Annotated in this window: 10 protein-coding genes; 6 read left to right on the forward strand and 4 right to left on the reverse strand. The window is 68.5% G+C overall.

Translation table 11 applies throughout. The annotated features are described in order from the left end of the window. Positions 1-168: 168 nt before the first annotated feature. Positions 169-822: an ACT domain-containing protein gene (locus tag ACZ63D_RS26970; protein ID WP_465357150.1), complete on the reverse strand. Its 654-nt coding sequence runs from the start codon at positions 820-822 to the stop codon at positions 169-171. A gap of 221 nt (positions 823-1,043) precedes the next feature. On the opposite strand from ACZ63D_RS26970, the gene gatC reads away from it, so the two are divergent. Genes gatC through ACZ63D_RS26990 form a run of 4 tightly spaced genes read left to right on the forward strand, consistent with a single transcriptional unit; the run spans position 1,044 to position 4,878 of the window. Continuing rightward, entirely contained in the window at positions 1,044-1,343 is a 300-nt protein-coding gene (gene gatC / locus ACZ63D_RS26975) for an Asp-tRNA(Asn)/Glu-tRNA(Gln) amidotransferase subunit GatC (protein ID WP_009073996.1), read from the forward strand. Beyond that, complete coding sequence (gatA, locus tag ACZ63D_RS26980) at positions 1,340-2,857, forward strand: Asp-tRNA(Asn)/Glu-tRNA(Gln) amidotransferase subunit GatA (protein ID WP_465357151.1); 1,518 nt, start codon at positions 1,340-1,342, stop codon at positions 2,855-2,857. Before gatC ends, gatA begins: the two co-directional genes overlap by 4 nt. After that, positions 2,854-4,359, forward strand: coding sequence for an Asp-tRNA(Asn)/Glu-tRNA(Gln) amidotransferase subunit GatB (gatB, locus tag ACZ63D_RS26985; protein ID WP_465357152.1), 1,506 nt, complete (start codon positions 2,854-2,856; stop codon positions 4,357-4,359). The genes gatA and gatB overlap by 4 nt, the downstream gene beginning before the upstream one ends. After that, positions 4,360-4,878: a hypothetical protein gene (locus tag ACZ63D_RS26990; RefSeq protein ID WP_465357153.1), complete on the forward strand. Its 519-nt coding sequence runs from the start codon at positions 4,360-4,362 to the stop codon at positions 4,876-4,878. It abuts the gene before it with no gap. Positions 4,879-5,553: 675 nt separating this feature from the next. Here ACZ63D_RS26990 and ACZ63D_RS26995 read toward each other — a convergent pair. Next, the gene (locus ACZ63D_RS26995) at positions 5,554-6,762 is read right to left on the reverse strand and encodes a PQQ-dependent sugar dehydrogenase (RefSeq protein WP_465357450.1); all 1,209 of its coding nucleotides are present in this window, start codon (positions 6,760-6,762) and stop codon (positions 5,554-5,556) included. 58 nt (positions 6,763-6,820) lie between these two features. On the opposite strand from ACZ63D_RS26995, the gene ACZ63D_RS27000 reads away from it, so the two are divergent. Both ACZ63D_RS27000 and ACZ63D_RS27005 read left to right on the forward strand, forming a co-directional pair. Next, the gene (locus ACZ63D_RS27000; RefSeq protein ID WP_465357154.1) at positions 6,821-7,729 is read left to right on the forward strand and encodes a 2-hydroxyacid dehydrogenase; all 909 of its coding nucleotides are present in this window, start codon (positions 6,821-6,823) and stop codon (positions 7,727-7,729) included. Positions 7,730-7,834: 105 nt separating this feature from the next. Next, a complete protein-coding gene (locus tag ACZ63D_RS27005; protein ID WP_465357155.1) occupies positions 7,835-8,410 on the forward strand; it encodes a DoxX family protein in 576 nt (191 codons plus the stop codon). Between the two features lie 433 nt (positions 8,411-8,843). On the opposite strand, the gene ilvD is transcribed toward ACZ63D_RS27005, so the two are convergent. Together ilvD and ACZ63D_RS27015 are read right to left on the reverse strand one after the other, a co-directional pair. Further along, positions 8,844-10,688 (reverse strand): dihydroxy-acid dehydratase, encoded by a 1,845-nt coding sequence (gene ilvD / locus ACZ63D_RS27010; protein WP_465357156.1) that lies wholly within the window; start codon positions 10,686-10,688, stop codon positions 8,844-8,846. 72 nt (positions 10,689-10,760) lie between these two features. After that, a complete protein-coding gene (locus ACZ63D_RS27015) occupies positions 10,761-11,315 on the reverse strand; it encodes a PH domain-containing protein (protein WP_465357157.1) in 555 nt (184 codons plus the stop codon). Positions 11,316-11,398 lie beyond the last annotated feature (83 nt).

Raw genomic sequence — 11,398 nt, forward strand, 5'->3', positions numbered from 1 at the left:
AGCAGAGGACCGCTGAACTCGGTGCGAAGCACGGTCGAGTCCGCAGTGGATCGACTCCGGCGCTCGACGGGCTGATTAGCCATTGACCGGCAACAGAGAAGTCAGATCGCCGGAACGCTCAACTCGGCCGTCCTCAGATCGTTCAGGACAGCCGACCCAAGCCTTGGGTCATCCGTCCAGAACCACCGCGACGATCCCGGCGAAATGCGCCAGCCGAGCGACCTCCGCGGCACGGAAGTTAGGCCCGCCCGGCCGGGCGACGAGCATCGCCTTTCCCGGCTTGCCCAGCGGAGTAGCGGCCAGCTCCGTACCGAGTTCCTTCCACGTCTCCGGGACCCACGAATCCTCGCCGTCCAAGACCGTCGCTCGTTCCAGCGGCAGCCACGGCAAGTCCGTGAAGGGATTCTCCGGAGCCGCACTGGACGAAGCCAGGCGTCGGGATCCGGATTCCGAATGCTCGACGATCACCGCCCACCCGGCGCGGATGATCTTCGGCACACCTTCGGCGAGCAAGTCCAGCCCGGCCTTCGGCTGCGCGGCGATCTCCTCGACCAGCTCCAGCTCGCGATGAGTGTCGAGGATGCCCGCGTACGGCCGAACCGCGTCGACCTCGACGCCTTCCACGCTCTCGGCCGCGGTGATCAGCGCGTCCGGGAGCCGGCCCGACGGGAGTTCGACCACCAGGTCGTCGATCGCGAGCCCGCCGCCGCGCTCCACCACGTCCACGCTCAGGATGTCCGCCCCGACTGTGCCGAGCGCGGTCGCGACCGCGCCGAGGGTGCCGGGGGAGTCCGGTAGCTGGACCCGGATCAGGAACGACACCACGCGCCCCTCTCGCCTCAGGCGTCCCAGCCCTGTCGTGGGACGCGCTTGCCGGGCGCCGATTGTGACAGACCGGGTACTCGCGGGGGCCCGCTGTCCGGCAAGCGGGACGCCCTGCCCGGCGCCCGCGGCCCGCTAACCCGGTCGAACCGTCCGACGCCGTCACCATAGACTTGCAGCTTCCGAGAGCACCCGCACAGCACACCCCGGGAGTCACCCGCGTGCCCAACATTTCCCGAGACGAGGTCGCACACCTCGCCAGGCTGGCCAGGCTGGCCGTGACCGACGACGAGCTGGACGTTTTCGCCGGCCAGCTCGACCAGATCCTGGACTCGGTGGCGAAGGTCAGCGAAGTCGCCGCGGAGGACGTCCCGCCGACCTCGCACGCCGTGCCGCTGACGAACGTCTTCCGCGAGGACACCGTCCGGCCCAGCCTCGAACAGCAGGACGCGCTGGCTGCCGCGCCGGCCGCCGAGGACGGCCGGTTCCGGGTGCCGCGGATCCTGGGAGAAGAACAGTGAGCGAACTCGTCAAGCTGACCGCCGCCGAACTGGCGGCGAAGATCCACGCGCGCGAGGTGTCCGCGGTCGAGGTCGCGCAGGCGCACCTGGACCGCATCGCTGCGGTGGACGACCACGTGCACGCGTTCCTGCACGTCGATACGGAAGGCGCGCTCGGCGCGGCCAAGGCTGTCGACGAGCAGCTGGCCGCGGGGGAGCAGCCGGCGTCGCCGCTGGCGGGCGTCCCGCTGGCGCTGAAGGACGTGCTGACCACGAAGGGCGTGCCGACGACCTGCGGGTCCCGCACGCTCGAGGGATGGCTGCCGCCGTACGACGCGACCGTCACGCGCAAGCTGCGCGAAGCAGGCGTCGTGATCCTCGGCAAGACGAACATGGACGAGTTCGCGATGGGCTCATCCACGGAGAACTCGGCATACGGCCCGACGCACAACCCGTGGGACCACGCGCGTATCCCAGGCGGTTCGGGCGGTGGCTCGTCCGCGGCGATTTCGGCGTTCGAAGCGGCTCTCGCGATCGGTACGGACACTGGCGGCTCGATCCGCCAGCCCGGCGCTGTCACCGGCACTGTGGGCGTGAAGCCGACGTACGGCGGAGTGTCGCGCTACGGGCTCGTGGCGTTCTCGTCTTCGCTCGACCAGGCCGGGCCGTGCGCGCGTACGGTGCTTGACGCCGCACTGCTGCACGAAGTGATCGCCGGTTACGACCCCATGGACTCGACGTCCATCAACGCACCAGTGCCGCCGGTTGTCGCCGCGGCGCGCGAAGGCACGAAGGGCGACCTGTCCGGCGTACGCGTCGGCGTCGTGAAGGAGTTCGGCGGCGACGGTTACCAGCCAGGCGTGCTGCGGTCGTTCGAGGCTGCCGTGGAGCAGCTTCGCGCTCTCGGCGCCGAAGTGGTCGAGGTGTCGTGCCCGCACTTCACGTACGCGCTGCCTGCGTACTACCTGATCGCGCCGAGCGAAGCGTCGTCGAACCTCGCGCGCTTCGACGCGATGCGGTACGGCCTGCGCGTCTCGGACGACGGCGAGCACAGTGCGGAAGAAGTCATGTCGCTGACTCGCGAGAAGGGCTTCGGCGCTGAAGTGAAGCGTCGCATCATGCTCGGCACGTACGCGCTTTCGTCGGGCTACTACGACGCGTACTACGGCTCCGCGCAGAAGGTGCGCACGCTCATCACGCGCGACTTCACGCAGGCCTTCGAGAAGGTCGACGTGCTCGTGTCGCCGACGACGCCGACCACGGCGTTCAAGCTCGGCGAACGCGTGGACGATCCGATGGCGATGTACCTCGCCGACCTGTGCACCATCCCGTCGAACCTCGCGGGCAACGCCGCGATGAGCGTCCCGAGCGGACTGTCCGACGAGGACGGGCTGCCGGTCGGCCTGCAGATCATGGCCCCGGCGCTCGCCGACGACCGGCTGTACCGCGTCGGTGCCGCGTACGAGGCCGCGCGCGACGCCGCTGCCGGCGGCTCGCTCGTGCACCAGGTTCCGGAGCTGGGAGGAACGAAGTGACTGCCGTGGCCGAGTTGATGGACTACGCCGAGGTCATCGAGCGGTTCGACCCCGTGCTCGGGCTCGAGGTCCACGTGGAGCTCAGCACGAACACCAAGATGTTCTGCGGCTGCGTCAACGAGTTCGGCGGCGAGCCGAACACCAAGACCTGCCCGACCTGCCTCGGCCTGCCCGGTTCGCTGCCGGTCGTCAACGGCAAGGCGGTCGAGGGCGCGATCCGGATCGGTCTCGCGCTCAACTGCGAGATCGCCGAGTGGTGCCGGTTCGCCCGGAAGAACTACTTCTACCCGGACATGCCGAAGAACTTCCAGACGTCCCAGTACGACGAGCCGATCGCGTTCGACGGCTACCTCGACGTGACGCTGGACGACGGCGAGGTCGTGCGCGTCGAGATCGAGCGCGCGCACATGGAAGAGGACACCGGCAAGTCGCTGCACATCGGCGGCGCGACCGGCCGGATTCACGGCGCTGAGCACTCGCTGCTCGACTACAACCGCGCTGGCGTGCCGCTGATCGAGATCGTCACGAAGCCGATCACCGGCACCGGCGAGCGTGCGCCCGAGGTAGCGCGCGCGTACGTCACCGCGCTGCGCGATCTGCTGCGTGCGCTCGACGTGTCCGACGTCCGCATGGACCAGGGCTCGCTGCGCTGCGACGCGAACGTGTCGCTGATGGCCAAGGACGCGACGGAATTCGGCACGCGCACGGAGACGAAGAACGTCAACTCGCTTCGCAGCGTCGAGCGCGCGGTGCGGTACGAGATGACGCGCCAGGCGGCGATTCTCGCCGAGGGCGGGTCGATCCGGCAGGAGACGCGGCACTTCCAGGAGGCCGACGGCACCACGTCGTCCGGTCGCGCCAAGGAAACCGCGGAGGACTACCGGTACTTCCCGGAGCCTGACCTCGTGCCGATCGCGCCGTCGCGCGAGTGGGTCGAAGAGTTGCGCGCGACGCTGCCGGAGATGCCGTGGGAGCGGCGCAAGCGGATCCAGGACGAGTGGAAGCTTTCCGACGAAGCGCTGCGCGACCTGCTGAACGTCGGTGCTGTCGACCTCGTCGCGGCGACAGTCGAAGCTGGCGCGACGCCGGACGAGGCACGCGGCTGGTGGGTCAACACGCTGGCGCAGGAAGCGAACACGCGCGAGGTTGAGTTGGCCGAACTGGCGATCACGCCGGCGCAGGTCGCCGAGGTGATCGGGCTCGTTTCCTCCGGGGAGCTGACGAACAAGCTCGCCAAGGAGGTCGTGCAGGGCGTTCTCGCCGGCGAGGGTTCGCCGCGCGAGGTCGTCGAGAAGCGCGGGCTGAAGGTCGTCTCCGACGATTCGGCGCTGCTCACCGCTGTCGACGAGGCCCTGGCCGCGCAGCCGGACATTGCCGACAAGATCCGCGGCGGCAAGGTCGCCGCGGCGGGTGCGATCGTCGGCGCGGTCATGAAGGCCACCAAGGGGCAAGCCGACGCCAAGCGAGTGCGCGAGCTGATCATCGAGCGCGTCGGTTCCTGAGTGGCTTTCTCGTTTCGACGCGTCACCTGGCGCGAGTGGCTCGGCCTGGCGGCCGGGCTGCTCGCGGTCGGGTCGACCTTCCTGCCCTGGACCGTGCTGTCAGCGGACACCGCGACGTCCGACGTCAAGGACGCGTTCCGAACGTTGCCGCACAGCGACGTCGTGCGGACGGCGTGGAATTCGGATCTCTTCTCGTGGGGTCCGCCGCTGCTGCTGACCGTGGTCGGACTCGCGGTGGTGTTGTTCGGGCAGGTCAGCAAGGCGCGGGTGAGCGGGTTGCCGCAGCTGTGGCTGGTGGGCGGCCTGACGACGGTTTTGCTGATGGTGATTGGCTGGACGACGCTGGACTGGGTGTTCGACAGCGATCAGCGCGCGTTCTTGGACGCTGCCGGGGTGTCGATTTCCGGCGGGGTCGGGCGGTATCTGGGGATGGCGTTTGCGGTCGGGTCGGTCGTGATGGCGATCGTGGACATCCGGGCCGCGCGAGCGGAGAGCCGGGCTTCGCGTCGTCGCCGTTGAGTGGCGATTCCGGTGTTTCCTGGCTGATTTGCCGCTGAGTGGCGACGAGGAGTTGGCTTCTCGTCGGTATGCTCGCCGTGCGGAACGCTCGCTCTGCTGTAAGACGACCGATGGCCTGGTGCCAGGCGGCGCTGAGCGGATTCGCCATTGAGCGGCCATGGCACTCTGGTCGAGAAGTGGCTCACACCGGAGTTGCCTCTCAGCGGCAAATCAGACGTTCTCGGCTGAGATGCGGTTTGGTGGGCTCGCCGTTGAGCGGCCGACGGGGAGCTCCGGCTGAGGGACGAGTCTCAGCGGATTCGCCGTTGAGTGGCGACGAGGGCCGTGGAGTTGGTGGTCGTCGCCAGTGCGGTTTACCGTTGGGCGGAGAATGGGACAGCGATCGATCCTATGGGTTGCCGTTGATGGCGACGGATGATGGGACTCGGCCAATGTCGCGGCGGTCTAGATCTGAGCGCCGCGGAGTGGGTGTCGACGGTCGGCCAGCGATTGTCGCCGTTGAATGGCGACGCCGGATCGGACTCGATATTGGCTGGGAGTGCCCGGACGGCCAGCCTGCGCGAAATCGGGCGTCATCGGAGCAGTGACCGAATCAGGCGTCGCCGCTATACGGCTAACCGCAGGTCAACCGGACTGCTGGGCCAAGCAAAGGCTCGCAGAGAGGAGCATCGGGCATCAGTCCTTGCCCGGACCGCCCCCCGTGTCGCTCACCACGATCAGAACCACGCGGTCATCGCTCGAAACTGGTTTGCCGCCGTCCTTGTTGACGGTCCCGGCCACCGCCAGTTGCGGGTTGATCATGCTCATGGCGGACAGTCGGCCGTACGTCGTGGCGGCTTTGCTCTTGCCGTCGAGGCTGACTGTCGGTTTGCCGGTGACCGCGCCGTCCTTGTTGACCGGCACGTTCTGCATGCCGGTGGACGACGCGATGCCGAGGATGCCGTTCGCGTCGACGAAATCGACGCAGCCGCCGAGGGAGGGTTTGTCCTGCCAGGTCCAGGCAGGTGTGCTGAGCGGCTGTCCTGGCTGGAGGCGGTACACGGCGTCCGGGCCGTTGGCCGGGTGGTCGGTCACCCACGTGCGTTTTCCGTCGGACGAACGGCAGATGCCGCCGGGGGAGTGCAGGCCCGAGGTGTAGACGGCGGATCCGGACGTGGGATTCCCGGTTGCCGGTTTTCCGGACACGTCGATGCGCAGGACCTTGCCCGCCAGGGAATTCGGGTCCGCTGCCGCGGCAGGGTTGCCAGCGTCGCCTGTCGCGACGAGCAGTGCGCCGCTTCCGTCGCTGGCCAGCGCGCCGCGGTTGCCGGTCGAGCCCTTCGGGATTCCGGTCAGGACCGGCTTCGGGGCTTGGCCCTTGGCGAACCGCACGACGCGGTTGTCCGATGCCGTGGTGATGTACGCGAAGACCAGCTGATCCTCGACGTAGCTCGGTGACAGCGCCAGGCTGGTGAGCCCGCCGTCTCCATCGGCCCGGACGTCCAGTTGTGCGAACGAGGTCGCGTCATGGCCAGAGCTGGCCAGCATGACCCGGCCGGTTTTCCGTTCACCGGCGAGAGCGGAGGGCGTGGCTCCCTCGCCGGGAAGTCCGGCGACGGCGGCGACTGTGTCCAGGCAGGTGGCGATGACGGCCTTGTCGAAGTCCTTGCAGCCCTGCGGAGGCGGGACCGGTGACGGCGGCGCTTGTGCGGGACCGGTGCGCGGACCGGCACCGGAGCCGTCGCCGTGCTCCTGGACCTGCGGCGGAGACTCCGGGCTCGGCACCGGAGCGGGGGTGAACGTCTGGCCGGCGGCGGTGTCGTCGAACCGGGCGCAGCCGGAAAGCACGAGGCCGCCGCAGGCGAGGAGGGCCAGCGGCGCCGACCACCGGTACCGGGTACGCATGATGCTCCAGCCTAGGTGGCGCGGCGTGAGCCACTGGTAAGTGGTTACCGTGGTGATCATGACAGTCACCGTGCTGGTCCCGGACGACGAGGGCGTCGCCGTGCTGTCCGAAATCCCCCTGGTGCACGCGGTGCGCTACGAATGGGGTCGCCCCTTGCCGCCGGAAGCTGCGAAAGCTGAGGTGCTCGTCCCGGCCATGGATTCGGTGGGGGACGACATCTGGAGCGATCTGCCGAACCTCAAGTTGGTGCAGCTGCTGACCGCCGGGGCGGAAGACTGGGTCGGCCGGGTCCCGGACGGCGTTCTTCTGTCCACCTGCCGCGGTGCGCACAGCGGCAGCATGGCGGAGTGGGTCGTCGGCGTTCTGCTGGTGATGTACCGGAATCTGGATGTCTACGCGGCAGCGCAACGGGAGGGACGCTGGGAGCAGCTGCCTTCCGACACATTGCAAGGGCAGCGAGTGCTGATCGTCGGAGCTGGGGACGTCGGCCGGCAGTTGCGGAGGCGGTTGGAGCCGTTCGACGTCCGCTGCACGATGGTCGGGATGTCGGCGCGGGAGGGGGTGCACGGTGTCGATGAGTTACCGGAACTGCTGCCGCGCCACGATGTCGTAGTCATGATGGTCCCCCTCACTTCGCGGACAAGGGGCATGGTCGATGCCGATTTCCTTGCGGCGATGCGGGATGACGCGGTGCTGGTCAACGCTGCTCAGGGGCCTGTTGTGGTTACCGACGCGCTTGCGGCGGAACTCGCCGCGGGAAGGCTTCGCGCCGCGCTCGATGTGACCGATCCCGAGCCGTTGCCAGCGGATCATCCGCTGTGGACAGCGCCTGGTTTCGTGCTGACGCCGCACGTGGCCGGAGCGGTGCGGGGAGTCCGGCGGCGCGCTTATTTGGTGGCTGCGGCGGAGATCGCTCGGTACGCTGGTGGCGAGCTACCTGGCAATCTCGTGCGCGGCGAATACTGATCATTTCCCAGAAGCCGGTCTGGCACTCAGGGTGAACCCTGAAAGAGCCCCTGACCTCGGCGTGCTCGCTCGCGGGCCACGGCTGAATCCCCTAATCTTCGCCGCGTGACCACTCAAGGGGACGACTACCAGACCAGCGTGCTGTCCGGGGTCGAGGACTCTGCCGGCAACGACTACGACGAACCGCGGCAGGGCGGTCTCGGCTTCGGCCTGCTCGTCTTGCGCCTGGGGCTCGGCGTGATCATGGGTGCGCACGGCCTGCAGCATTTGTTCGGCGCGTTCGGCGGACCGGGCGTCGGCGGGTTCGCGCACGTGCTCGAGATGTTCGGGTACCACAAACAGACGACGCTGCTGTCCTGGATCACCGGCATCACGGAGGTCGCGGGCAGTGCGTTGCTGATTGTCGGCCTGTTCACGCCGCTCGCCGCGGCGGGGCTGCTGGGCGTGGCCGCGAACATCGTCTACGCGAAGTTCCACGGCGGGTTCTTCGAGGGCGCTGGCCAGGGCTGGGAGTACGAGCTGCTGCTGGGCGTGTGTGCGCTGACGTTGATCTTCACCGGCGCAGGCACGATCTCGCTGGAGCGGAACACGCCGTGGCGGAAGCGGCCGCTGCCTCTCGGGCTCATCTCGCTGCTGCTGGCCGCGGCTGCGTCCGTGGTGGTCATCGTGTTGACTCGGTGACCACCACGGAGTCGACGTTGCGGATGCACCGGAGTCGGCTGGAGCCGGTGGTGACGTTGGCGGGGGTGCTCCGGTCGTCGGCTAGGCCGTTGAGGCGTTGCCGTTTAGTGGCGAATGCCTGGTCAAGGCGAGTATTGGGTGGCTCGTTGTCGGCTGGATTGGTCTGTGAGCGGCGATGGTGCACGAACGGGACGCGGCGGGGTTGGGGCCGAGGGTGAGGGCAGGGCGATCGGTGGCCGCCGAACGGCGAATCGCTTCGATCGGTGCCTGGGGCTAACCGGCAGGGCCATTCGCCGTTCAGTGGCGAAACGTGTCGACGGGGTCCGGTGGCAGCGGTGCCTGGGGGTTCAGCTGTGGAAGCCGACTAGCGGAGACACGGAAAAGGGGCCCACGCGCCAGGCTCGGGCCCTTTCCGACGAAAGCAACAGCAGGATCAGCGGTTCGGGTCCCGAACGGCGCCGGTGTCGGCCGACGTGGCCATCCGGGCGTAGGCCCGCAGTGCCGAGGTGATGGGGCGCTGCCGGTCCTTCGGCTGCCACGGTCGCTCGGAAGCGTCCATCTTCGCTCGCCGTTCGGCCAGGACCTCCGGTTCGACCAGCAGCTCGAGCCGACGCTCGTGGACGTCCAGGACGATCTGGTCGCCGTTCTCCACCAGGCCGATCAGACCACCCGCGGCGGCTTCCGGCGAGATGTGGCCCACCGAGATGCCCGAGGAACCGCCGGAGAAGCGGCCGTCAGTGATCAGGGCGCACTTCTTGCCGAGGCCGGAACCTTTGAGGAACGCCGTCGGGTGCAGCATCTCTTGCATGCCGGGGCCGCCAGCGGGGCCCTCGTAGCGGATGACCAGCACCTCACCCGGCTGAATCTCCTTCTTGAGGATCGCCGAAACGGCTTCCTCCTGGCTCTCCAGCACCCGCGCCGGGCCCTGGAAGTGCCACAGGTCCTCGTCGATGCCCGCGGACTTGATCACCGCACCGTTCTCGGCGAGGTTGCCGCGCAGGATCGCGAGGCCGCCGTCCTTCGTGTAGGCGTGTTCGACGTCGCGGATGCAGCCGCCGGCAGCGTCAGTGTCTAGCGACGACCAGCGGTTTTCCGTCGAGAACGCCTGGGTGGTCCGGACTCCGCCCGGTGCGGCGTGGAACAGCTCCAGCGCCTTCTCCGACGGGGACTCGGCGCGGATGTCCCACTCGTTCAGCCACGTCGCGAGGTCCGGCGCGTGGACCGCGTGGACGTCGGTGTTCAGCAGGCCGCCGCGGTACAGCTCGCCCAGGATGGCGGGGATTCCGCCGGCCCGGTGGACGTCTTCCATGTGGTAGTCGGAGTTCGGCGCGACCTTCGACAGACACGGCACCCGCCGCCCGATGGCGTCGATGTCGCTGATCGTGAAATCGACCTCGCCCTCCTGCGCGGCGGCGAGGATGTGCAGCACGGTGTTCGTCGACCCGCCCATGGCCATGTCGAGCGCCATCGCGTTCTCGAAGGCCTTCTTCGTGGCGATCGACCGCGGCAGCGCCGACTCGTCGTCCTCGCCGTACCAGCGCTTGCACAGTTCGACCACCGTGCGTCCCGCGTTCGAGAACAGTTCGCGCCGGGCGGCGTGCGTCGCGAGCGTGGAACCGTTGCCCGGCAACGACAACCCCAGCGCTTCGGTGAGGCAGTTCATCGAGTTGGCGGTGAACATGCCGGAGCACGAACCGCAGGTCGGGCACGCGGAGCGCTCGACCTCGGACAGGCCGGCGTCGTCGATCGCCGAGTTCGCAGACGCCGCGATGGTGGTGATCAGGTCGGTCGGGGCCTGCGCGATGCCTTCGACGACCACCGCCTTGCCTGCCTCCATCGGACCGCCGGAGACGAAGACAGTCGGGATGTTGAGCCGCATCGCGGCGTTAAGCATGCCCGGCGTGATCTTGTCGCAGTTGGAGATGCACACCAGCGCGTCGGCCTGGTGCGCGTTGACCATGTACTCCACCGAGTCGGCGATGATCTCGCGCGAGGGCAGCGAGTAGAGCATGCCCGAGTGGCCCATCGCGATGCCGTCGTCGACCGCGATCGTGTGGAACTCGCGCGCGATGCCGCCCGCTTCGGCGACCGCCTCGGCGACGATCTCGCCGAGGTCCTTGAGGTGCACGTGGCCGGGCACGAACTGGGTGTAGGAGTTGGCGATCGCGACGATCGGCTTGCCGAAATCGCTGTCGGTCATTCCGGTCGCACGCCAGAGCGAGCGTGCGCCCGCCGCGTTGCGACCGTGGGTGGTGGTCCGGGAACGGAGGTGCGGCACGGCATTCTCCCAGGTCAGAAGGCTGGACCAGGCGGAGGGGAACTACGGCTCCGCAAACTGGTCCTACCAATTCTACTCGGCTGGTTTGCCGTTGCCGCCGCCGGTCCGTTCCGCGTCGGCGGAAGGCTCTGGCGCAGCGGGTTCGGCAGCGGCGTCCGGAGCGGTCTCAGCGGTGGCGTCTGCGGCCGGCTTCTGCCCGGTGAGCTCCTCGTCGCTCAGCACGCCCGACGGATCCTTGATCTTGCCCTCGCTCACCAGCGCCAGTACCGGAAGGTGCCGCGTCCGCACCGTGGGAAGGCTGACCTGGGTGTCGTCGCCGAGGACCGCGCGCACTCGCGCCTTGTTCGTGATCGCCAGTCCCTTGAGCGACGACCACGGTAGGTCGCGGCTGCCGAAGACGGTCCGGACGTGCAATCCTTCGCGGTCAGCGACGGTGCGCGTGCGCGCGACGAACACGAGCAGCGCGAGCGGGAAGACGTACAGCCACTGGAATCCGCCGATCTCGCCTAGTGCGACTGGAGTCACACAGATAGTCAGCAGACCGATCGCCAGGTACGCCGTGGTCGGGATCCGGAACACGGCCTTCCGGCTGTCGTCCGCGCGCTGGTCCTGCTGTTTCTTGGCCACGCAGGAATGGTGCACCGACGCCGGGAGTGACCTGCGTCCGGGTCGCGGGGGAGCAGTACTGGCGGTCCACGATGCGGAACCGC

This window comes from Amycolatopsis sp. NPDC104775, assembly GCF_055583325.1.